We start from the raw sequence: 20,084 nt of genomic DNA on the forward strand, positions 1-20,084 counted from the left end.
GGCGGTCGCCAGGGTCGGCCCGCACAGGACGCGACCGCGGGAGGGTGACGGGCACCGTGCGTCGACCCACGTACCGCCCCGGACCGGCCCTCGTCGTCGTCCTGCCGGCCCTGTTCGCCCACGTCGTGCTCGGCCCGCTCGTGGCCTGTCACGGGACCGGTGCGGTCCCGGTGGCGGTCGTGGAGCAACACCCGGCCGGGCACGCCGGGTGCACGGAGGACCATCCCTGCCAGCACGGCCCGACCGGTGACCACGGCACCGACGACTCCACGGTCCGGGCCCTCGACACCCCGCGGGCGCCGGCGGCCGTGCTGCCGCTGTGCCCCGCCCCCGCGCGTGCGGAACCCCCCGTGGTGCCCGTCCGGCCGTCCGGGCCGGTCGAGCTCCTCGCGGTGCGCGAACCCGTGACGGTGCTCTGCGTCGATCGGAACTGACCGGACCGAGCGTCCCGTCCGTGTCGTCCGATCGTCCGCGGCCCGCGCGCCGCCGAGCCCCGAAAGGGCATTCCGTGTCTCCGACCATCCGCACCCGATCCACCCCTGCCGCGCCGAGGCCCGGCGGGCCGTCCAACCTGAGGTTCTCGCTGGTCCTCGTCGCCGTCTTCGTCGTCGCGGTCGGCGTCCTGCTCGCCGTGACCCGCGGCAGCTCGGCCGGCACCGAGGCCGAGGCCGAGGCCGAGGCGGCCGCCGTCGCCACCCGGGAGGACAGCCTCCGGCTGTCGACCGCGCCCGGTTCCACCGTCGATCTCGTCGAGTTCCTCGACTTCGAGTGCGAGGCCTGCCGCGCCGCGTACCCGGCGGTCGAGCAGCTGCGCGCCGAGTACGGCGACCGGGTCGACGTCGTCCTCCGGTACTTCCCGGTGCCGAGTCACGCCAACGCCGAGCGCGCCGCCCGGGCCGTGGAGGCCGCGGCCCGGCAGGGCAGGCACGAGGCGATGTACGCGCTCATGTTCGAGACCCAGACCGAGTGGGGCGAGCAGCAGGTGCCGATGGACGACCGGTTCCGCGGCTACGCCGAGCGGATCGGTCTGGACATGGGCCGCTACGACGCCGACTACACCGACCCGGCCACCGCGGAGCGGGTCGAGGCGGACCGCCGGGACGGTCTCGCCCTCGGCGTCCGCGGCACGCCGACGTTCTTCGTGAACGGCCGGATGCTCGAACCGCGGTCGCTCGACGACCTCCGGACGGCGCTCGACGAGGCACTGGCCGGCTGACGGTGCGGGCCCGGCAGCCGCGACGACGCTGCCGGGCCCGGCCGGCTCAGCCCGGCGTGATCACGACCTTGAGCGCCTGGTGGGCGGCCGCGTTCGCGAACACGTCGTACGCCTCGTCCATCCGGTCGAACGTGAACGAGTGCGTCCCCATCTTCTCGGCCGGGATCCGGCCGCTCGCCACCATCGTCAGGAGCGTCGGGATCGACACGGTGTCGACCAGGCCCATGGTGAGGGTGACGTTCGAGATCCACATGTCCTGCATCGGCAGCTCGACCGGGGCGCCGTGCACGCCGATGTTGGCGATCGTCCCGCCGGGACGGACGAGCGACGCCGCGGTCAGCAGGGTCTCCGGGTAGCCGACGGCCTCGATCGCGACGTCGACACCGAGCCCGTCGGTCAGCGCGGTGACGTCGCCGACGGTCCCCGGGCCGACGTCGACGGCGTCGGTCGCGCCGAACTCGAGCGCCTTCTCCAGCCGGAACTTGTCCGAGTCGACGGCGATGACCTTCGACGCGCCCCACAGGCCGGTGGTCAGGACCGCCGACAGCCCCACCGCGCCGGCGCCGACGACCGCGACGGTGTGCCCGGGCCGGACCCGGCCCGCGAGCACGCCGACCTCGTAGCCGGTCGGGAGCGAGTCGGCGAGGAAGATCGCCTGCTCGTCGGTGACACCCTCCGGCACGGCGTGCAGGGAGGTGTCGGCGAAGGGGACGCGGACGTACTCGGCCTGGGTGCCGTCGATGAGATGGCCGAAGATCCAGCCGATGCCGCCGACGGTCCGGCAGTGCGAGGGCATGCTGCGCCGGCAGTACTCGCAGCGTCCGCACTGGGTGATCGCGGGGACGAGGACGCGGTCGCCGACCGCGAACCCGGAGACCGCGTCGCCGACCGCGGTGACGGTCCCGACGGCCTCGTGGCCGAGGACGCGACCGTCGGTGACGGCCGGGACGTCGCCCTGCAGGATGTGCAGGTCGGTCCCGCAGATCGTGGTGGTGTCGACCTTCACGACGACGTCGGTGGGGTCCTGGACGGTCGGGTCCGGGACGTCCTCCCAGGACTTCTTGCCGGGACCGTGGTAGACGAGTGCCTTCATCTGCTCACTCCGTTGTTCGCAGGCTCGCGTGACGGCCGACCGCGTCGGCCCACCCGAGGGTCCCGGGGCGCGACGGTCACCGGTACCGCTCCGCGGGCCCGGCCCGGCGACCCGTCGATCGGCGGATCGGACCCGGCCGGCACGTCCGCCTGTGGGTACCGCCCCGGCGTTTCCGTGTCGCGGCGGTGGGGAACCCGGGTTCCGAGGTCGTCGGAGGGGGTGCGGGGATGACCCGGAGCGTGGAACAGCGGCTGCGCCGGAGGGTGTGCGTGCCGTCCGAGGAGAGCACCTGCCTGGTGCGCCGCGAGCTGCGCGGGGCGCTGTCCCGATGGGACCTCGGCCCCGACGTCGTCGACGACGCGCTCGTCGTCGTCGAGGAGCTCGTCGCGAACGTCGTCGACCACGCCCGTACGCGCTGTGACCTGGTCGTGGAACTGATCGGGCACGTCCTGTCCGTCGCCGTCCGGGACCGGTCCGCCGGGGCCCCGGTGATCCGCGCGGTGGACACCACGGCACCTCGCGGACGGGGACTGCAACTGGTCGACGGCCTGTCGGAGAGCTGGGGCTGTGCGCCGCACCCCGACGGCAAGACGGTCTGGGCCCGCCTCGCCGCCTGAGCGCCGTCCGCGGTGACGGCGTTCAGAGTTCGGCCCAGACGGTCTTCCCCGTCCGGGTCCGGACGACGCCCCAGGAGGCGACGGCGTCGATGATGGCGAGGCCCTTGCCGCGGTAGCCGCCCAGCCGGGAGTGCCCGACGGTGAGCATCGCCGACGGGTCGCCGTCGTCGACCTCGATGTGGACACCGTCCTGTTCGGACACGGTGATGCGCAGACCGCTGGCGCCGCCGCCGTGGTCGGCCGCGTTCGCGACCAGCTCGGTGACGACGAGCTCGGCGTCGGTCGCACGCCCGCGGTCCGGGAGCCGCCGGCGCAGCCAGCGCCGGACGGCGGGCAGCTCGGTGACCTCGCACCCCTGCCTGCGGAGCGAGGCCGCCGAGGCGCCCGGTTCGGCCACGTCGCTCCTCTGTCCGTCGGCTCGGGCGCAGGACGATGCCGCCCGTCCGTTCGTCGTGCGCCGACGGGACCAGTCTCCCCGCCCCGGCACCGATCGGCAGCGCGGAGCGGGGAGGACCGGTCCTCGTGGTGAAGGGCTTGACCGTGCCGCGACGGCACGGTCTTTCCTGGAGCGTGACCGACCCTGCGAGCCGCACCCGGGAGGCGCGATGACCGCGTTCGAGCCGTACGACCGTCCGCTGCACCCGGCCGGCGACGGCTGGGGCGCCGGCCCCGCGCGCGGGGAGGGACTGCGTCCGGTCCGTCGGCGCGACGTGCTGCACCGGATGCTGTACGAGATCGCCCGGCCCGGCCCGTACGGCGGCACGGTCCGGTACACCGTCGAGGTCGACGCCGGCGAGGGCGACGGGTCCCCGGTGCTGTACGTCGACGGCCGGCGCGCGGCGGAGGCCGAGTCGCCGGCGTCGTTCCCCGTCCACGGCGGGGTGGTCGAGGTCGAGGTCTCGCTCTACGGGATGGGACGCGTCCATTTCGTCGGCCACGACGGGACGGAACAGCGGCTCGCGCCGGTGCCCGGCACCCTCGAGCACCTGCGCGGCCGCCTGCACCACCGCAACCCGCGGCTCAGCCGGGGTATCGGGCGGGTGGCGATCGCCGTCCTCGTCGTCAACCTCGTCCTCGCCGTCCCGCAGGCGCTGGAGCTGGTGACCGGCATCGACCGGGTCGCCGAGCTGGTCGGGACCTTCACCTCGCCGGTGCACCTCCCGTACTGGCTCAACACCGGGCTTCTCCTCGCTGGCGCGCTCGCCGCGGTGGAACGGACGCTCACCCTGCGCCGGAACCGGGTGCTCGATGTCGAGACACTGTGGACGAACTTCTGATGACGGCTCCGCGACGGCTGCCGCCCGTCGCGTGCAGGTGCGGGGTTCGGCGATCCGCACCGAAAAGGTGAGTAACCATACGGAAAGTAATGTGCACCCTCGATGGTGTTGCACGGTTTGAACAGCACGTTTCCGACGGTTACGTTCTTTGCAGCCGGTACGGGCTCCCCCATTTGTCAGCGTGCCGGCAGGAGCCTGGGGTCGAACGGCCCTGCAATCATCAGGAGAAGAACTGTGCTGAAGAAGAAGGCTGGCATCCTCGCCGCGTCCTCCGTCGCGGGCCTGCTCGCGCTGTCCCCGCTGGCCTTCGCCGGCGGCGAGATCGACAAGGACGCCAAGGGCCTCGTCTCGGGCGCCAACGGCAACAACGGCAACGTGCCGGTCGAGGCCTGCAACAACAACGTGCCGGTCAACGTGCTGGGCGTCCAGGTCCCGGTCGAGGACGCGGCCGGCGGCAACGGCCTCACCGGCGGCGCCGGCATCGCGGGCGAGGGCGAGGCCAAGTCGGGCGACTCGGCCACCGACCAGTCCGACACCTGCGGGCAGGAGTCGGGCGCCGGCGACGCCATCGGCGGCTGATCCTCCCGGATCTCTCGTACGCCCCCGGGACCTCGGTCCCGGGGGCGTACGTGTGCCGGGGGTCACTCCGGCCCTGTGACCCTGTGTAGTTCCCGGGCGAGCCCGGGGTGTTTCGTCCGGAGCAGGACGACCCGATCGTCGCAGTAACCGGACGGAAAGTAATAGTGCTCGCACGATGGTGGCAGACAAATTGTGCTGATCATTGGCGGTAGCTAGATTCACTCGTAGCCGGTACGGGCTCCCCCCTTTTGTCAGCGTGCCGGCAGGTAGCCGGGGCCGTCTTCGCACGGACTCCGAGACTCATCAGGAGAAGAACTGTGCTGAAGAAGGCCGGAATCATCGTCGCGGCGTCCGCCGCCTCCCTGCTCGCCGTCTCCCCGCTGGCCTTCGCCGGTGACTACGCCGGTGACAGCAGCAAGGACGCCAAGCACCAAGGCCACGACGGCGGTGTGATCGACAAGGACTCGAAGGGTCTCGTCTCGGGTCTGAGCGGCAACAACGTCAACGTGCCGATCCAGATCTGCAACAACAACATCCCGGTCAACGTCCTGGGCGCGCAGGTGCCGGTCGAGGACGGCGCGCTGCTGAACGGCCTGACCGGTGCCCTGGGCATCGCGGGCGACGCCAAGACCAAGTCCGGCGACTCGGCGACCGACCAGTCCGACAGCTGCGGCCAGGCCTCCGGCTCGGGCGACTCGATCGGCTGATCACGCCCCGGCGAGCTTCGCCGACGTGCCCCCGGGACAGTGCGGTCCCGGGGGCACTCGCATGTCCCGGGCCGGTCGCCCGGGTGGTCACGCCGCTGCGCGCGCCCGGAACGTCTTGCGTACCTCGATCCAGGACACCGCGACGACCGGCACCAGCACCGCGGCCGTCCACTGCGGGCCGGTGAGGGGAACCAGCCGGAGCGTGTCGCGCAGCAGGGGCACCGTCATGATCACGACGGCGGCGACGGCCGTGACCACCGTCCACACCGGGAGGAACCGGTTGGACAGCAGCCCGGCCCGCAGCAGCGGGGTGCGTTCGGTCCGCATCACCCAGGCCAGCGCGAGGTAGCCGGAGAGCCAGCCGACGAAGGCCAGGGTCTGCGCGGTCGCCGTCGCCGCACCGGCGAACGAGGCCACCAGGTACAGCCCGCCGACGGCGACGAACAGCGAGGCCCCGCCGGTCAGGAGGTCGGTGACCAGCGGCCGGTCGAGGAAGCGTGCGGCCGGGTCGCGCGGCTTCCGGTCCATCGAGTCGCGTTCCGCGGGTTCCGCGGCGAACGTGGCGCTGCCCGCGATGTCCATGAACATCTCGAGCACCACGATCTGGATCGGGGCGAAGGGGACCGCGAACCCCGCAGCCACCCCCGCGGCCGCCGTCGCCACCAGGCCGGCCTTGCAGGCCAGGTAGTACCGCACGCCCTTGCGCAGGTTGTCGTGCAGCGTGCGGCCCTCGCGCAGCGCCCGGGTGAGGGTGGCCGCGTCGTCGTCGGCCAGGACGAGGTCCGCGGCGTCGCGGGCGACGTCGGTACCGGAGGCGCCCATCGCGACCCCGACGTCCGCGCGGGCCAGCGCCGGGGCGTCGTTGACGCCGTCGCCGGTCACGGCGACGACCTGGTCACGGGCCTGCAGTGCCTCGACCAGGCGCAGCTTGTGGGAGGGCGTCACCCGGGCGTAGATCGAGGTCCGGGCGGCGGCGTCGGCGAGGGCCTCGTCGTCGAGCCGGTCGAGGTCGCGCCCGGTCAGCAGCGTCGCGGTGTCGATGCCGACCTCGGCGGCGACGGCGCGGGCGCACGCCGGATGGTCGCCGGTCACCATCACGACCCGGATCCCGGCGCGCCGGGCGGCGGCGACGGAGCCGGCGGCGCCGGCCCGCGGCGGGTCGGCCAGCCCGACGAGCCCGGCCGGGACGAGATCGCGTTCCGCCTCCTCGGCGTCGTCCGGGAGCGTCGACACCCGCCGGGTCGCCACCGCGATCACCCGGAGGCCGCCGGCGGCCATCCGCTCCGCCCGGTCGAGCAGCGCCGAGTACTCCGGGAGGCACCGGGCGAGCACCGACTCCGGTGACCCGGTGGTGACCACCAGGCCGTCGGGGAGCACGACCGTCATCGACTCCCGGGCCGCGTCGAACGCGAACCGCCGGACCGGGTCGCCGGGCAGTTCGAGGCCGCGGGCCTCGGCGGCGACCAGGAACGCGACGTCGGTCGGGTCGCCGGACCAGCCGCCGCCCCGCTCGGGCACGGCATCGGTGCAGACGGCGCCGAGGGCGACGAGCTCGTCGGAGGAGACGTCGACCGGCACGGTCCGCGCGACCGTCATCCGGTTCTCGGTCAGCGTCCCCGTCTTGTCGGTCGCGATCACCGTGACCGTGCCCAGCGCCTCGGCCGCCCGCAGCCGCCGGACGAGCCCACGCCGGCGGGACAGGCGGTAGGCGCCGAGACCCAGGACCAGGCTGATGATGATCGGCAGTTCCTCGGGGACGGTCGCGAACGCGAGCGTCAGCCCGGTGAGCACCATCTCCCGCCAGGGCTGCCCGGTGAGCACCCCGACGAGCGGGACGAGGACGCTGAACCCGATCGCGAGCGTGGCGAGGGCCTTCGACAGCTCCCGCATGGCCTGCTGCAGCGCGGTGCGGGGTGGTTTCGCGGCGACCACGAGGCCGGTGATCCGGCCCAGCTCGGTCCCGGTCCCGGTGGCGACGACGACGCCACGGCCACGGCCGGCGGCGACGGTCGTCCCGGCGAAGGCGAGGTTCGCCCGGTCGCCGAGATCGGCGTCGCCGTCGACGATCCGGGTCGCGTCCTTCGTCGCGGTGACGGACTCGCCGGTCAGTGCGGACTCGTCGATCCGCAGGCCCCAGGTCTCGGTGAGCCGCAGGTCGGCGGGCACCCGGGCGCCGGTGGCCAGCGGGACGACGTCGCCGGGCACGACCTCCTCGGTGGGGACCGACACCGTCCGCCCGTCCCGCACGACCGGCGTGGTCGGCGCGGTCAGCGTGCCCAGCGCGGCGATCACCGACTTCGCGCGGAACTCGGCGAACACCTCGACCAGAACGACCGCGGAGATGATCACGACGATCGCGACCGTGTCCTCGACCCGGCCCCAGACGCCGTAGAGCACGGCGACGGTGGCCAGGAGCAGCATCATCGGCTCGGTGATCTCGTCCGCGAGGACGTTCAGGAACGTCACCCGGCGCGGGGCGACCCGCCGGTTCGGGCCGTGCCGGACGAGCCGGGCGGCGGCCTCCGCCGCGGTCAGTCCGGAGGCGGGGTCGGTGCCGAGGTCGCCCGCGACCGTCGCCCCGGTCGCGGTGTGCGGGTTCATTCCGGCCGCGGCGGCAGGTCGGGCGCGACACCCTCGGCCCGGTAGACGCCCGCGGTGAAGGCGTCGAGCGCCCGGCGGCAGCGGTCGAGGAGGGACTCGGCCTCCTTGAGGTGCTCGTCCGGGAAGAAGTCGCGGGCGCCGATCTTGGCGATCCACCCGGTGAGCCGGTCGAGGTCCTGCTCGTTCTCCTCCAGCTCGGCGAAGGAGAAGTTGTCCTTGCGGGTCTCCTTCTCGAGCTCGGCCAGCAGCGCGTTCCCGCGCTCGGCGAACTCGGCGAACTCCTTGGCGCGCTCGGCCCGGAACCGGGCGACGATGCCGTCGTCCTCGTGGGCCGCGGCGTGCAGGGTGTAGGCCGTGCCCCCGTGCTCGCGCACGTAACCGGCGAGCCGCTCCACGAACTCGCGGTGCTCGTCGGTGGCGGGCAGCACCCACGCGCCGTTCTGCAGGCCGACGGCGCCCGCGGCCCGGGCCCGCCGCCAGAGCGTCACCCGTGGGCTCGACGGGGACGCTGGCAACTGGGCGAGCAGGAGGACCCAGCCCTCGGTCGGCATGTCCGAGACGCTACGGACCACGTCAAGATCAATGCAACAGGTGTTTCGTCCGGGCCGGCTCCCGTGTGCGCGCCCGGACGCGCGGGCGGGCACGCTGTCCCCATGTCCCGACCCGTGTCCCGGCTCGGCCTGGGCCTCGCCGCGATCGCCCGCCCCGCCTACATCACGTCCGGCCGCGCGTCCGGTCTCGGCGACGACCGCGACGTCGCCACCCTGCGCGCCCGCACCCACGAGCTGCTCGACGCGGGGTACGCCGCGGGCATCCGCTACCTCGACGTCGCGCGCTCCTACGGCCTCGGTGAGGAGTTCCTGGCCGGCTGGCTCGCCGGCCACCCGGAGATCGACGACGTCGAGATCGGGTCGAAATGGGGGTACCGCTACGTCGGCGGCTGGCGGATGGACGCGGAGAAGCACGAGATCAAGGACCACTCGCTCGACGCGTTCACCGAGCAGTACGCGCAGACCCACGAGCTGCTCGGCGACCGGCTCGGCGTCTACCACGTGCACTCGGCGACGCTGGACACCGGCGTCCTCGACGACACCCGCGTGCACCGCGCGCTCGCGCACCTGCGCGACGCGGGCGTCCGGGTCGGGATCTCCACCTCGGGACCGGCGCAGGGCGAGGCGGTCCGGCGGGCCCTCGACGTCCGGGTCGACGGGGAGCCGCTGTTCACCTCGTTCCAGTCGACCTGGAACCCGCTCGAGCCGTCGGCCGGGCCCGCGCTCGCCGAGGCCGCCGACGCCGGCGCGGTCGTGCTGCTCAAGGAGGTCTTCGCGAACGGACGCCTGGCCCCCGGGGGGGACGACGGCACTCCGGGCGCACGGGCGGCCGCGGCGCTCGCCGACCGCGCCGGCGTCCCGCTGGACCGGCTCGCCGTGGCCGCGGCGCTGGCGAACCCGTGGGCGACCCGGGTGCTGCTCGGACCGGTCGGGACGGCCCAGCTGGAGTCCAACGTGGCCGGTGCACTCGCGACGCTGCCACCCGGCGCGGAGGAGGAGCTGGCCGCGCTCGCCGAGGAGCCGGAGAGCTACTGGGCGACCCGCTCCGCGCGCCCCTGGTCCTGATCGGACGGTGCCTGACCGGGCGGTGCCTGCCGCCGCCGGGTCGCCCGGAACCGTGACGGGGAGAGTCCGTACCGGTCGGTGAAGGCGGTCCGCAGGGTCTCGGCCGACCCGAGCCCCGAGCGACGGGCGACCTGTGACAGCGGCAGGTCGGTGGTGGCGAGCAGCTGGGCCGCCGCCTCGACCCGGATCCGGCGGACGACCCGGGCCGGGGAGTCGCCGAGCCCGGCGGCGAACAGCCGGTTCAGCTGGCGGGTGCTCACCCCGGCGCGATCGGCGAGCGCTCCGGCGCCGAGGTCGTCGGCGGGGTGTGCGGTGGCGTGCTCCAGGAGGCCGCGGACCAGCGCGTCGTCGGTCCGCGGGGCCGAGGTGAACATGCTCGCCTGGGCCTGGTCGCCGGGGCGTTGCAGGTAGGTGACCAGCTCGCGGGACACCCGCCGAGCCAGCTCGGACCCGTGGTCCTCCTCGACGAACGACAGCGTCAGGTCCAGCGCCGACGTCACCCCGCCGGAGGTGGCGACGTCGCCGTCGCGCAGGAAGATCGGGTCGGGGTCCACGGTGACCCGCGGGAACCGCGCGGCGAGCTCGGCGGCGAACCGCCAGTGGGTCGTGGCCGTCCGGTCGTCCAGCAGTCCCGCCGCGGCCAGCAGTGTCGCGCCGGTGCAGACGCTGGCCGTCCGCCGCGCGGTCCCGGCGACCCGGCGCAGGTGGTGCAGGGCCGCCCGGTCCCCGGCGGCGACGGTGTGTCCCGTGCCGCCCGAGACGACGACCGTGTCCACCGGCCCGTCCCAGTCCGCCAGCCGGGTCCGTGCGACGAGCTCGATCCCGCCGTCGCACGGCACGGCCGGACCGTCGAGGCCGACGACCGTGACCCGGTACGGCGGTCGCGCCCGGTGCCGGTTCGCCATGGTCAGGGTGCTCGTCACCGAGGTGACGTCGAGCGGCTCGACGCCGTCGTAGACGACGACCAGCACGGCACGCTCCTCCACGGTGCGCAGAGTAGGTCGTTCCGGACCGGAACCCCAGGGGAACGGACGGGATCGCCCGGGCCGCCGCCGCCAGCTCGCCGGCCGCGCTACCCCTGGGGGTATCCGACCCGAGGAGGTCCCCATGAGTGCCACGACCACGTCCACCGGCCGCTCCGTCGCGCGGCGGTTCCTGAATCGCTGGCCCGCCGTGGCGGGGATCGTCGTCGCCGTCCTGAGTGCGGCCGCCGCCGACGGTGCGGCCCCGGTCCTCGTCGCGGCCGGGTTCGTCTATCTCGGCGCGGCGGCGCTCGGCCGGCCCGGCGCGGCCTGGCCGATGTTCTGGCTCGCGTTCGTCGTGATCGCGGTGTCCCGGTTCGTCCCGGGCGTCGAACCGGTGCCGGCGATGCTCGTGGTGGCGGGGGTCCTCCTCGTCGCAGGGCTCGTGCGGGGTGCGCTCCGGCCCGCCGGCGGGATGCCGCTGCAGGTCGGGGTGCTGGCGGCGGTCGGCGGGCTCGCGTTCGCCGCGTCGACGGCGTCGCCGCAGGTCGCGGGCCTGATCGTCGCGGCGGGACTGCTCGGGCACGCCGGGTGGGACCTGTGGCACCACCGCACCGGCCGGGTGGTCTCGCGCTCCCTGGCGGAGTTCTGCGGGGTGCTCGACGCGGTCCTCGCCGCACTGGTCCTCTGGGCGACCTTCGGCTGAGCCGTGGCACACGCCGAGCGGCGCGGCCGTTTCCGACGGGGTGTTCGATCGTTTACCTTCCAGCCACCTGGCGGTCGGTCTCCCGACGACCACCCGTAGCCTTCTGCTTCTCGTCGGGGCCGACCAGGACCGCCGGGGCATCCGTCCGGATCGGGGGGTCCGGCCGCGCAGAGGAGGGGACATGACCGCCCAGCACCACCTGGACCGTCAGCAGTCACGCAATGCCGACGACGACCCGGCCACCGAGGTGATCCCGCGGGTCGGGCGGTCCGGCTCGGCGTCCGCGGCGGCACCCGCACCGGTCGAGCCGTCACCCGCACCCGAGGCGCCGGCCGCGGCACCGCACCTGGCGCTGCTGCGCCCGTCGAGCGTCGTGAAGGTCGCCGGTGGGCTCACCGTCGTGCTCGTGTTCGCGCACTTCGCGGCCGCGGTCTACGGGATCGGCCGGCCCGGCTTCGAGATCCCGGCGGCGATCCGGCTGGGCAACGAGCTGAACATCTCGACCTGGCTCAGCTCGGCGATGCACCTGGTGAACGCGGGCATCCTCGCGCTGATCGCCGCGAACTCGGTGCGCCGCGAGCGGTGGAAGTGGATCCTGCTCAGCGTGTGCTGCGCGGTGGTCGCGATGGACGAGACCGCCGCGAACCACGAGCAGGTCGGCTGGATCATCCACACCACCTTCGGCACCAGCGGTTTCCTGACCTACGCCTGGATCATCCCGGCCGTGGTGGCCGTCGCGGTCGTCGCGGCGCTGTGCCTGCCGATGATCCTGCGGCGCCCCGGTGCCTGGATCGTGATCGCGGGAGCGGCGCTGTTCCTGTTCGGTTCGGTCGGCCTCGAGTCGGCCGGTGGCGCGCTGTTCGAGCAGACCGGTGACGTCCAGGCCTTCGGCTACTCCGTGCTCGCCGGGGCCGAGGAGAGCTGCGAGATGTTCGGTCTGGTGATCGCGATGGCCGGGCTGATGCGGATGGCGGGGGGCAGCGGCCTGCGCATCGCGGGCACCGCGTTCGTCGACCGCTCCCGCTGAGCGACCCCACACGACGGGCCCGGCCCCGGAGGAGGCGATGTGCCGCTCCGGGGCCGGGCCCGTCGTCGTGCGGGGTCAGCGCCCCCGGTCGGAGCCGCGGCCGGTGAGGCCGGAGCGCTCGACGAGTCCGGCGAGGTCCCGCTCACCGTCGAGCCAGCGCCCGGTGAGCAGCCCGGCCGCCCCGAGCAGCAGCGCGACGACGAACCCCTCGAACCCGCCGGCGATCCCGGCGATGGCGAGCAGCAGGCCCGCGAACAGGCCGATCCGGGCGTTGGCGCCGAGTGTCACCGGTCCGCTCACGACACCCGGGCGGGGTTCTCGATCTTCTTGGGCGGCTGGGTCTCCTCGGCCGGCTCGTCGGTCGGCAGGTGGACGTCGTCGACCGAGATGTTGACCTCGACGACCTCCAGGCCGGTCATCCGCTCCAGGGCGGTGATGACGTTGCGGCGGATGGCCTTCGCCAGGTCGGCGATCGAGACGCCGTACTCGACGACGATGTTGATGTCGACGGCCGCCTGCTTCTCGCCGACCTCGACGGCCACGCCCTGCGAGGCGTTGGTCGTACCGCCCGGGATGCGCTCACGCAGCGCGCCGAACGCGCGTGCGGCGCCGCCGCCGAGGGCGTGGACGCCGTTGACCTCGCGCGCGGCCAGCCCGGCGATCTTCGAGACGACGGTCTCGGCGATCCGGGTGCTGCCGTGCTCGGACTGCAGCGCCGACGGGGTGCCGGTGGTGCCGGTCGTGGCGGGAGCCTTCGTGTCGGTGCCGGTGCTCATGGGGTGCGCCTCCGCATTTCGTGGGCCCGGGATCCGCCGGGCCGGTGTGGACTGACGGAGCGGGGCCGGGGTCGCGCCGTCCTGCCCCGCCGATCCGTTCGACACCTGTGGGAGGCACCGGGGGGCGGGATCCTCACGCGGAAAGCTGCGTGACGGTCGTCACACCTTCTACTCCGGGGGGAGGCCGATGGTCCAGCCGGTGACGTCGCGCATCGCGATCTGCCAGCAGGCGGGCTCGGTGTAGTTCGGTGCGGCCGCCGACGTCGGCACGATCAGCGCGTCGGTGAAGTAGATCCACCGGATGTCCTTGACCGGGATGGGGGCGCCGGGCCGGTCGCCGTCCCGGCCCTCGGCCATGTCGAGGAACATCTGCACCATCGCCTCGGCGGACTCGTTGCGCGCGTGGCCCTGGGTGAGGTGCCGCAACTGCTCGCCGAGCCGTCGCAGCCAGCTGGCGGGGTGCACGGCGTTGCCGAAGACGAGGCCGGCCGAGGTGGCGACCGTCAGCGGCACGCTGTTGCGCTCGTCCCGGTAGGCGACCGACAGCACGGCCTGCAGGTAGCTCGGCGCGCTGAGCTCGGGGATCGTCACCACCCGTTGCGCGTCCGACATGTCGGCGGGACCGTCGGCGTTGACCGTCATGCCCGCTGACGCTAACGGGGGACGGGCTGCTCCGGACAGGTCCGCGTCGCCCTGACGAGAACCCCCGCCCGGCGGAGTGCACGCTCCGGCGGACGGGGTAACCCGATGCTCAGGAAAGTGGCGTGCCGGTCGGGGCGTCGGTCTCGGCGCGGCGCGGGGCGGGCACGTTCCGCAGGGCGTCGTCCGCCACCGGGACCGGCGCGGTGATCACGTCGAACCGCACGCCGGCTCCGCCGGGGCCGACGCCGGAACGGTGCTCGTGCACCGGCACGTCGAAGCCGCGCTGCAGGGCCGCCGTCCGCAGGGCGTCGTGCACCCGGTCGGCGGTGCCGGCCTGCCCGAAGTCGCCGCGGTAGTGGTACGCCAGCAGCGTGCCGCCCGGACGCAGCCGGTCGAGCAGCGCGGTCGTGCCGACCCGCAGGGTCACCGGCTCCCAGTAGTAGAGGACGTCGGTGCAGACGATGAGATCGAAGGTGCCCTCGGGCATCTCCCGCGGCATCGTCCGCCGGGCGAACTCGGCGGAGGGCACCCGGACGGCGGCGCGTTCGACGGCGGCGTCGCAGATGTCCACGCCGAGCAGCGCGTCGGCGTGCGAGGCGAGCCGCACCGACAGGTCGCCCTCGCCGCAGCCGACCTCGAGCACCCGCTCGAACCGGCGCCCGCTCAGGGTGTCCATCACCGTGCCGTACTTCTGCTGCTCGTACGGGTTGACGCCGATCGCGTACGGGTCGGGACGGCTGTAGAGCCGGTCGTGCGTGCGCCGGCCCCAGCCGGGCTGCCAGATCCAGGTCAGGTCCGCCCAGCGGGGGTCGGTCTCCGGGCGGCCGGCCCGGGCGATCCGGCGCACCGGCGCGGCGGCGGCGCGGGCGCACCCGCTGAGCGTCATGCGGACGACGCGGCGGGCGAGATCGACCGGCGACGGGCGGGTGGACTGGCTGTCTGCCATCGGGCACTCCGGGGTCTGGGGAGCGGTGACGCCCGGTGTGTCGCCGGTGACCGGTCCGTTCGTTACTCCACTCGCCGGAGCAACCCCCGATGCGGTGATCGGGTGACCGCGGTCAGGGCGTGCCCTTGCGGGCCGCCGTCTCCTCCGAGGCCTTCACGACCTGCACCTGGTCGCCGATCTGCAGGTAGTCGAAGTACGCCTTCGCGTCGGCGTCCGGGAGGTGGATGCAGCCGGCCGAGGAGCGGTCGGGGTCGCCGCTGTGGAAGGCGATGCCGCCGTCGTTGAAGAAGACCGACCACGGCATCGGCGCCGGGCGCCCGTCGGCCGTGCGGGACTCCTGGCTCTTGTGCTCGGCCTCCTTGCGGTAGACGCGCAGCGAGTGCCCCACCGGGGTCTCCTGCCCGTTCCCGCCGGAGGAGATGCCGATCGGCCCGCGGATCACCTTGCCGTCCTGGATCAGCCACGACTTCTGGGACTCGAGGTCCACGCAGGCCTTCGCCGCGACGGAGCACGGGGTCCCGGGGACGAGGGGCTGCGCGCGGGCGTCGTCGGCGGCCGGGGAGCCCGCTGCGGCGCTGCCCGCCAGTGCGACGCCGGCGACGGTGGCGACGCCGAGCGCCAGCGCGGCGAGACGGCGCGGTCGCTGCCGGTCGGTGTCCATGGATGGTGCTCCTGTTCGTCCGCGTCGCCCGGGGGTGGCGACGCCGCGTGGTCGATCCGTCACAGGAGGAGACGCGTGGGCCGCCCCGGGGTTGCGTGACGTAAAGATCGGCGTGCGTGCCCAGTCTGCCGGTCCGCGGACGGCGTCCCGGCGGCGGTGCGCTCCCGTCCCGATCATCCGGATCGCCCGGTGGGCCGGTCCTGTCCGGTCCTGTTCGGTCCCGTCCGGTCCCGTCCGGTGCCCGCCGTCCGGAGCAGCCCGGGATGCACACCCGGCGCACAGCCGGTGCACACCGGATCCGCGGGATGTGCCCGGAACCTGGATCACGAGCGGCCGGGACACCCGGCCCGGATCCACGGAGGACACGATGAGCCCGACCACCCGCGACGACCAGGCCACGCCGGCCACGGAGGAGACCGCCGTCCTGCAGCGGCCGGACCGGTCCGCGCCCGCCGGTGGGCAGCCCGGGCCGGGGGAGGCGGCGGAGTCCGGCCCCGGCGCACCGCAGGACGGCGGCACGGCCCCGGCCGCGGCCGGGTCGGGGAGGGCCGGCCGGGCGCGGCGCACCGTCGGCGTCCGGATCACGGCGCTGATCGCGGGCATCGCGCTGGTGGCCGGCGTGGCGCTCGGCGCACTGGCCGGGTCGCTGTTCGGCGGACCCGGCGGCCCGGGCGGTGGGCCGGGTGGCGCGGCCGGCGGCCCGCCCGGGACGTCCGCCCCGCAGGACGGCGGCTCGGGCTCCCGGGGCTCCGGCACGGGCTCGGGCGCGGACTCCGGCACGGGCGGTTCGGGCACGGGCGGTTCGGGCACCGGCGGCTCCGGCACCGGTGGCGCGGGCGCGGCGACGGACTCCGGGGCCACCTCGGGCACCTGACCCGCACACGACGACGCCGGCCGTCCCGCGGTGGGGACGACCGGCGTCGTCGTGTGCGTGCGGCCGGGTCTAGTGCGGGGTGACCTCACCCATCTCGACCCACGCGTCCTTGCCGTCCTCGCTCTGGAAGTTGATCAGCGGCTTCTCGGGGACGACGGTCCCCATGAAGTCGAAGAACTTCTGCGCGTGGTCGGTCTTGACGTGCTCGTCCCCCGCCTTGCTGTCGCGGAAGACCTCCACGATGACGAACTCGTTCTCCTTCTCGAAGTTCTCGTGGTAGTCGAAGGAGATGTTGCCCGGCTCCGAGTTCACGTTCTTCTTGTACTCGGAGATCCCGGACAGCCATTCGGCGCGCTTGTCCGGCCGGATCTGCGCCTTGAGGACGATGAGGATCATTGTGGCCTCCGGCTCACGGTCGTCGGGAACGTCGCCGGAATCCTTCCACGGACCGGCCGCGGGCGGGCGTCTCAATCGTGGACGCCCGGCCCTTGATCAGGAGAAGGTCTTCGTGTCGATCACGAAGCGGTACCGGACGTCGCCCTTCACGACCCGCTCCCAGGCGTCGTCCACGTCGTCGCAGGAGATCGTCTCGATCTCGGCGCCGAGGCCGTGCTCCGCGCAGAAGTCCAGCATCTCCTGGGTCTCGCGGATACCGCCGATCTTCGAGCCGGACAGGCTCTTGCGGCCCGCGACCAGCGAGAAGCCGTGGTACTCGAGCTTCCCCTCCGGGACGCCGACGTTGACCATCGAGCCGTCGAGCTTGAGCAGGCCCAGGTAGGCGTCGACCGGGATCTGTGCCGCGACGGTGTTGACGATCAGGTCGAACGTGCCGGCCAGCGTCTCGAAGGTCGCCTCGTCCTCGGTGGCGAAGTAGGCGTCCGCACCGAAGCGCTTGCCGTCCTCCTCCTTCGACAGTGACCGGCTGAGGACGGTCACCTCGGCGCCCATCGCCTTGGCGATCTTGACGCCCATGTGGCCGAGGCCGCCCATCCCGACGACGGCGACCTTCTTCCCGGGGCCGGCGTTCCAGTGGTTGAGGGGCGAGTAGAGCGTGATGCCGGCGCAGAGCAGCGGTGCGGCGACGTCGAGCGAGACGCCCTCGGGGATGCCGAGCACGTAGTTCTCGTCGACGACGATCTGCGTCGAGTAGCCGCCGTAGGTGAGCTCGCCGTCGTAGTGCTGCGAGTTGTAGGTCTGCACCTCGCCCTTGAGGCAGTACTGCTCCTCGCCCGCCAGGCAGTTCTCGCACTCACGGCAGGAGTCGACGAAACAGCCGACGCCGACCCGGTCGCCGACCGAGTAGCGGGAGACGTCGCTGCCGACCGCGGAGACGGTTCCGGCGATCTCGTGACCCGGGACCATCGGGTAGATGCCCTCGCCCCACTCGTCGCGGGCCTGGTGGATGTCGGAGTGGCAGATGCCGGCGTAGGCGATGTCGATGACGACGTCGTGCGGCTTCGGGTCGCGGCGCTCGACGGTGCCGCGCTCGAAGGGCTCGTTCGGGCCTGCGGTCGTCATGGCGGGCACGGTGGTGGGCACGGTTTCCTCCACACGGGGATCGGGTGCTGGCGTACGACCGGGCGTCATCGCCGCGGTGATGTCGGTGGCGGCTCGCGAGGGGCCGCATCGTCACATGGCTACCCGGGAATGGTTGTGCGCAATCGTTCTGCGGCACAGGTCACCCGGCGCTCCCGCGGGGTCCTAGGCTGACCCCATGCGACACGCCGCGGACCAGGGCCGACACCGGCTCGGGCTTCCGGAGTGGACGGTCCTCGCCGTGGCCGCCGAGCGGCCCGTCCACGGGTTCGCGGTCGCCGCGCTCACCGCGTCCGACGGCGAGCTGGGCCGGGTCTGGCAGATCCCCCGCCCGGTCGTCTACCGCGCGATCGGACGCCTGGTCGATGCCGGGCTGATCACCGCCGAGGCCGTCGAGACCGGTGGCGGGCCGCCCCGCACGCTCTACGCCTCGACCGCCGAGGGGCGCGGGCTCGTCGACGCCTGGCTGCTCTCCCCGGTCCCGCACGTGCGGGACCTGCGGTCGGAGTTCCTGCTCAAGCTCGCGATCCGGCACCGGCGCGGCGCCGACCCGGCCCCGCTCGTCGCCGCCCAGCGGGAGGCGCTGGAGCCGATCGTCGTCGCGCTGCGGGAGGAGCAGGCGGGTGCCGACGACTTCGACCGCGCGCTCGTCGCGTGGCGGCGGGTCTCGGCGGAGGCCGCGCTGAGGTTCCTGGACGAACTCTGACGTGTGCTCCGACGTCGGATAGCGGATAGTTCTGCTATCCAAACGGGAGGCGGAGTCGTGGTGGAGATCCGGATCGGGGACGACGAGCGGGAGCGCGCCATCGCCCAGCTCGGCAGGCACGTCGGAGCGGGCAGGCTCGACCTGGCCGAGTTCACCGAGCGCAGCGAGCGGATGGCCGCCGCGCGGACCCGCTCGGAGCTCGACGCGGTGCGGGCGGACCTGCCGCACCTGCCCGACCCGGAGCGGGCGGCGCGCGTCCGCCGGACGGTGCTCGCCGCGACCTGGGGGCCGTGGGCGGTGACGGCGGTGGTCTGCCTCCTGATCTGGACGGCCGTCGCCGTCGCGGGTGGTGGTGGGTACTTCTGGCCGGTCTGGGTGATCGGCCCGTGGGGCGCGCTCCTGGCGCTCGGCACGCTGACCGGTGCCCGGGTGTTCCCGTGCGGAGGGGTGCGGCACGGCCGGACCGGGTAGACCGGGTCCATGGCCCGACGCGACCTGACCTGGATCCCGCGCCTGCTCGGCGCGGCCACCGCCGCCTACAGCGTGGCGATCACCGCCAAGCCGGAGCTGTTCCTGCGCCCGACGAAGCTGCTCGGCGACGGCGAGCAGCCCGACGCCGGGCAGCGGGCCCTCACGATGGCGATCGGCGGCCGCGACCTGGCGTCCGGGCTCGCGATGCTGTTCGCCCCGGCCGGAACCCCGCTGAAGACGGCCGTCGCGGTCCGGGTCGGCGCGGACGTCGCCGACCTCGCGGTTCTCGGTTCGCAGCTGCCCGACCGCGACGCCCGGGAGAAGGCGACGATGGTCGCCGCGGGCTGGGGTGCGCTGTGCGCGTTGTCGATCCTCGCCGCCGACCGGCCGCGCCGGTGACCTGACAGCGACGCCGCCCATCGACGATGATCGGTGGATGGCCACGAGCACCGGGGGCGACCCCCATCTGGAACGCGCCTACACACTGACCGGCCCGGACGACGCGCGCGCCCTCTACGACGACTGGGCCGCCACCTACGACGCCGACCTCACCGGCGACGCCCAGGGCTACGTCGCCCCCTCGGTCACCGCCGACGCGGTGGTCGCCGCCGCGGGCACCGGCGGCGAGATGCTGGACGCCGGCTGCGGCACCGGCCTGGTCGGTGTCGCGCTGCGCGAGCGCGGGGTCGGCACCGTCGACGGGCTCGACCTCTCGCCCGGGATGCTGGAGCGGGCCCGCGCGACCGGCGCCTACCGCGACCTGCGTGAGGCCGATCTCACCGCCGCGCTGGAGCTGCCCGACGACCGGTACGACGTCGTCGTCTGCGTGGGGACCCTCACCCACGCCCACGTGGGCCCGTCCGCCATCGGCGAGTTCACCCGGGTCGTGCGGCCCGGCGGGTACCTGGTCGCCACCGTGCTCGACGACGTCTGGGAGGACGGTGGCTACCGGGCCGAGGTGGACCGGCTGGCCGCCGCCGACGTCTTCGAGGCGGTCTCGATCGAGATCGCCCCGTACCGCTCCGGCCAGCAGGTGGACTGCCGGCTGCTGGTGCTGCGGGTGCGGTAGCC

General features: G+C 73.9%; 26 protein-coding genes. 14 read left to right on the forward strand and 12 right to left on the reverse strand.

Features of this window, described 5'->3' with window-relative positions; translation table 11 throughout:
• Positions 1-56: 56 nt before the first annotated feature.
• A complete protein-coding gene (locus AD017_RS14395; RefSeq protein ID WP_139323993.1) occupies positions 57-434 on the forward strand; it encodes a hypothetical protein in 378 nt (125 codons plus the stop codon).
• A 74-nt stretch (positions 435-508) separates the two neighbouring features.
• Positions 509-1,216 carry a thioredoxin domain-containing protein gene (locus AD017_RS14400; RefSeq protein ID WP_082399250.1) on the forward strand — a complete coding sequence of 236 codons (708 nt, stop codon included), beginning with the start codon at positions 509-511 and terminating at the stop codon, positions 1,214-1,216.
• A gap of 46 nt (positions 1,217-1,262) precedes the next feature.
• Here AD017_RS14400 and AD017_RS14405 read toward each other — a convergent pair whose 3' ends face one another.
• Complete coding sequence (locus tag AD017_RS14405; protein WP_010225351.1) at positions 1,263-2,309, reverse strand: alcohol dehydrogenase catalytic domain-containing protein; 1,047 nt, start codon at positions 2,307-2,309, stop codon at positions 1,263-1,265.
• 227 nt (positions 2,310-2,536) lie between these two features.
• Between AD017_RS14405 and AD017_RS14410 the strand changes: the two genes are divergently transcribed.
• The gene (locus AD017_RS14410) at positions 2,537-2,926 is read left to right on the forward strand and encodes an ATP-binding protein (RefSeq protein ID WP_060574530.1); all 390 of its coding nucleotides are present in this window, start codon (positions 2,537-2,539) and stop codon (positions 2,924-2,926) included.
• A gap of 22 nt (positions 2,927-2,948) precedes the next feature.
• Here AD017_RS14410 and AD017_RS14415 read toward each other — a convergent pair whose 3' ends face one another.
• Positions 2,949-3,323, reverse strand: a complete 375-nt coding sequence (locus AD017_RS14415; RefSeq protein WP_010225347.1) for an ATP-binding protein — start codon at positions 3,321-3,323, stop codon at positions 2,949-2,951.
• Positions 3,324-3,531: 208 nt separating this feature from the next.
• On the opposite strand from AD017_RS14415, the gene AD017_RS14420 reads away from it, so the two are divergent.
• The 3 genes from AD017_RS14420 (at position 3,532) to AD017_RS14430 (ending at position 5,489) form a co-directional block, all read left to right on the forward strand.
• Entirely contained in the window at positions 3,532-4,203 is a 672-nt protein-coding gene (locus tag AD017_RS14420) for a hypothetical protein (RefSeq protein WP_060574531.1), read from the forward strand.
• 234 nt (positions 4,204-4,437) lie between these two features.
• A complete protein-coding gene (locus AD017_RS14425) occupies positions 4,438-4,782 on the forward strand; it encodes a hypothetical protein (RefSeq protein ID WP_010225344.1) in 345 nt (114 codons plus the stop codon).
• 317 nt (positions 4,783-5,099) lie between these two features.
• Positions 5,100-5,489 carry a hypothetical protein gene (locus tag AD017_RS14430; RefSeq protein WP_060574532.1) on the forward strand — a complete coding sequence of 130 codons (390 nt, stop codon included), beginning with the start codon at positions 5,100-5,102 and terminating at the stop codon, positions 5,487-5,489.
• An 87-nt stretch (positions 5,490-5,576) separates the two neighbouring features.
• Here AD017_RS14430 and AD017_RS14435 read toward each other — a convergent pair whose 3' ends face one another.
• Positions 5,577-8,090: a cation-transporting P-type ATPase gene (locus tag AD017_RS14435; protein WP_060574533.1), complete on the reverse strand. Its 2,514-nt coding sequence runs from the start codon at positions 8,088-8,090 to the stop codon at positions 5,577-5,579.
• Entirely contained in the window at positions 8,087-8,641 is a 555-nt protein-coding gene (locus tag AD017_RS14440) for a Chromate resistance protein ChrB (protein ID WP_010223908.1), read from the reverse strand. Before AD017_RS14440 ends, AD017_RS14435 begins: the two co-directional genes overlap by 4 nt.
• A 102-nt stretch (positions 8,642-8,743) precedes the next feature.
• On the opposite strand from AD017_RS14440, the gene AD017_RS14445 reads away from it, so the two are divergent.
• Positions 8,744-9,706 carry an aldo/keto reductase gene (locus AD017_RS14445; RefSeq protein ID WP_060574534.1) on the forward strand — a complete coding sequence of 321 codons (963 nt, stop codon included), beginning with the start codon at positions 8,744-8,746 and terminating at the stop codon, positions 9,704-9,706.
• Here AD017_RS14445 and AD017_RS14450 read toward each other — a convergent pair.
• Positions 9,670-10,692 carry a GlxA family transcriptional regulator gene (locus tag AD017_RS14450; protein ID WP_060574535.1) on the reverse strand — a complete coding sequence of 341 codons (1,023 nt, stop codon included), beginning with the start codon at positions 10,690-10,692 and terminating at the stop codon, positions 9,670-9,672. The two genes, AD017_RS14445 and AD017_RS14450, sit on opposite strands and share 37 nt — an antisense overlap.
• Positions 10,693-10,813: 121 nt before the next feature.
• Here AD017_RS14450 and AD017_RS14455 point away from each other — a divergent pair, with 121 nt between their 5' ends.
• Together AD017_RS14455 and AD017_RS14460 are read left to right on the forward strand one after the other, a co-directional pair.
• Complete coding sequence (locus tag AD017_RS14455; RefSeq protein WP_060574536.1) at positions 10,814-11,374, forward strand: hypothetical protein; 561 nt, start codon at positions 10,814-10,816, stop codon at positions 11,372-11,374.
• Positions 11,375-11,555: 181 nt separating this feature from the next.
• Positions 11,556-12,401 carry a hypothetical protein gene (locus tag AD017_RS14460; protein WP_060574537.1) on the forward strand — a complete coding sequence of 282 codons (846 nt, stop codon included), beginning with the start codon at positions 11,556-11,558 and terminating at the stop codon, positions 12,399-12,401.
• Between the two features lie 75 nt (positions 12,402-12,476).
• On the opposite strand, the gene AD017_RS14465 is transcribed toward AD017_RS14460, so the two are convergent.
• From AD017_RS14465 to AD017_RS14485, 5 genes are all read right to left on the reverse strand, one after another.
• Positions 12,477-12,701: a hypothetical protein gene (locus AD017_RS14465; protein ID WP_227012749.1), complete on the reverse strand. Its 225-nt coding sequence runs from the start codon at positions 12,699-12,701 to the stop codon at positions 12,477-12,479.
• Entirely contained in the window at positions 12,698-13,177 is a 480-nt protein-coding gene (locus tag AD017_RS14470; protein WP_010223897.1) for an Asp23/Gls24 family envelope stress response protein, read from the reverse strand. Before AD017_RS14470 ends, AD017_RS14465 begins: the two co-directional genes overlap by 4 nt.
• A 168-nt stretch (positions 13,178-13,345) precedes the next feature.
• A complete protein-coding gene (locus AD017_RS14475; RefSeq protein WP_060574538.1) occupies positions 13,346-13,819 on the reverse strand; it encodes a hypothetical protein in 474 nt (157 codons plus the stop codon).
• 109 nt (positions 13,820-13,928) lie between these two features.
• A complete protein-coding gene (locus AD017_RS14480) occupies positions 13,929-14,765 on the reverse strand; it encodes a class I SAM-dependent methyltransferase (protein ID WP_060574539.1) in 837 nt (278 codons plus the stop codon).
• Positions 14,766-14,877: 112 nt separating this feature from the next.
• A complete protein-coding gene (locus AD017_RS14485) occupies positions 14,878-15,426 on the reverse strand; it encodes a L,D-transpeptidase (protein WP_010223891.1) in 549 nt (182 codons plus the stop codon).
• A gap of 367 nt (positions 15,427-15,793) precedes the next feature.
• Between AD017_RS14485 and AD017_RS14490 the strand changes: the two genes are divergently transcribed.
• Complete coding sequence (locus AD017_RS14490) at positions 15,794-16,300, forward strand: hypothetical protein (RefSeq protein ID WP_145982760.1); 507 nt, start codon at positions 15,794-15,796, stop codon at positions 16,298-16,300.
• A gap of 69 nt (positions 16,301-16,369) precedes the next feature.
• On the opposite strand, the gene AD017_RS14495 is transcribed toward AD017_RS14490, so the two are convergent.
• Positions 16,370-16,696, reverse strand: coding sequence for a putative quinol monooxygenase (locus AD017_RS14495; protein WP_010241481.1), 327 nt, complete (start codon positions 16,694-16,696; stop codon positions 16,370-16,372).
• 96 nt (positions 16,697-16,792) lie between these two features.
• Positions 16,793-17,818: an NAD(P)-dependent alcohol dehydrogenase gene (locus AD017_RS14500; protein WP_033200538.1), complete on the reverse strand. Its 1,026-nt coding sequence runs from the start codon at positions 17,816-17,818 to the stop codon at positions 16,793-16,795.
• A gap of 196 nt (positions 17,819-18,014) precedes the next feature.
• On the opposite strand from AD017_RS14500, the gene AD017_RS14505 reads away from it, so the two are divergent.
• The 4 genes from AD017_RS14505 to AD017_RS14520 are packed head-to-tail and all read left to right on the forward strand — an operon-like array spanning position 18,015 to position 20,082.
• Positions 18,015-18,542, forward strand: coding sequence for a PadR family transcriptional regulator (locus AD017_RS14505; RefSeq protein ID WP_010241477.1), 528 nt, complete (start codon positions 18,015-18,017; stop codon positions 18,540-18,542).
• Positions 18,543-18,602: 60 nt separating this feature from the next.
• Positions 18,603-19,013, forward strand: coding sequence for a DUF1707 domain-containing protein (locus AD017_RS14510; protein WP_060574541.1), 411 nt, complete (start codon positions 18,603-18,605; stop codon positions 19,011-19,013).
• Between the two features lie 9 nt (positions 19,014-19,022).
• On the forward strand, positions 19,023-19,412 hold the full coding sequence (locus AD017_RS14515) for a hypothetical protein (RefSeq protein ID WP_010241475.1): 390 nt from the start codon (positions 19,023-19,025) through the stop codon (positions 19,410-19,412).
• A gap of 37 nt (positions 19,413-19,449) precedes the next feature.
• On the forward strand, positions 19,450-20,082 hold the full coding sequence (locus AD017_RS14520; RefSeq protein ID WP_010241474.1) for a class I SAM-dependent methyltransferase: 633 nt from the start codon (positions 19,450-19,452) through the stop codon (positions 20,080-20,082).
• Positions 20,083-20,084 lie beyond the last annotated feature (2 nt).

Source organism: Pseudonocardia sp. EC080619-01 (assembly GCF_001420995.1).
Classification (GTDB): Bacteria; Actinomycetota; Actinomycetes; order Mycobacteriales; family Pseudonocardiaceae; genus Pseudonocardia.

Excerpts from the sequence above, each read along its gene's own strand:
- AD017_RS14480 (WP_060574539.1), bottom strand. The coding sequence starts at position 14,765 with ATGGCAGACAGCCAGTCCACCCGCCCGTCGCCGGTCGATCTCGCCCGC.
- AD017_RS14520 (WP_010241474.1), top strand. The coding sequence starts at position 19,450 with ATGGCCACGAGCACCGGGGGCGACCCCCATCTGGAACGCGCCTACACA.
- AD017_RS14495 (WP_010241481.1), bottom strand. The coding sequence starts at position 16,696 with ATGATCCTCATCGTCCTCAAGGCGCAGATCCGGCCGGACAAGCGCGCC.
- AD017_RS14440 (WP_010223908.1), bottom strand. The coding sequence starts at position 8,641 with ATGCCGACCGAGGGCTGGGTCCTCCTGCTCGCCCAGTTGCCAGCGTCC.
- AD017_RS14475 (WP_060574538.1), bottom strand. The coding sequence starts at position 13,819 with ATGACGGTCAACGCCGACGGTCCCGCCGACATGTCGGACGCGCAACGG.
- AD017_RS14460 (WP_060574537.1), top strand. The coding sequence starts at position 11,556 with ATGACCGCCCAGCACCACCTGGACCGTCAGCAGTCACGCAATGCCGAC.
- AD017_RS14405 (WP_010225351.1), bottom strand. The coding sequence starts at position 2,309 with ATGAAGGCACTCGTCTACCACGGTCCCGGCAAGAAGTCCTGGGAGGAC.
- AD017_RS14490 (WP_145982760.1), top strand. The coding sequence starts at position 15,794 with ATGAGCCCGACCACCCGCGACGACCAGGCCACGCCGGCCACGGAGGAG.
- AD017_RS14445 (WP_060574534.1), top strand. The coding sequence starts at position 8,744 with ATGTCCCGACCCGTGTCCCGGCTCGGCCTGGGCCTCGCCGCGATCGCC.
- AD017_RS14485 (WP_010223891.1), bottom strand. The coding sequence starts at position 15,426 with ATGGACACCGACCGGCAGCGACCGCGCCGTCTCGCCGCGCTGGCGCTC.
- AD017_RS14515 (WP_010241475.1), top strand. The coding sequence starts at position 19,023 with ATGGCCCGACGCGACCTGACCTGGATCCCGCGCCTGCTCGGCGCGGCC.
- AD017_RS14500 (WP_033200538.1), bottom strand. The coding sequence starts at position 17,818 with ATGACGACCGCAGGCCCGAACGAGCCCTTCGAGCGCGGCACCGTCGAG.
- AD017_RS14435 (WP_060574533.1), bottom strand. The coding sequence starts at position 8,090 with ATGAACCCGCACACCGCGACCGGGGCGACGGTCGCGGGCGACCTCGGC.
- AD017_RS14470 (WP_010223897.1), bottom strand. The coding sequence starts at position 13,177 with ATGAGCACCGGCACCGACACGAAGGCTCCCGCCACGACCGGCACCACC.
- AD017_RS14455 (WP_060574536.1), top strand. The coding sequence starts at position 10,814 with ATGAGTGCCACGACCACGTCCACCGGCCGCTCCGTCGCGCGGCGGTTC.
- AD017_RS14410 (WP_060574530.1), top strand. The coding sequence starts at position 2,537 with ATGACCCGGAGCGTGGAACAGCGGCTGCGCCGGAGGGTGTGCGTGCCG.
- AD017_RS14420 (WP_060574531.1), top strand. The coding sequence starts at position 3,532 with ATGACCGCGTTCGAGCCGTACGACCGTCCGCTGCACCCGGCCGGCGAC.
- AD017_RS14505 (WP_010241477.1), top strand. The coding sequence starts at position 18,015 with ATGCGACACGCCGCGGACCAGGGCCGACACCGGCTCGGGCTTCCGGAG.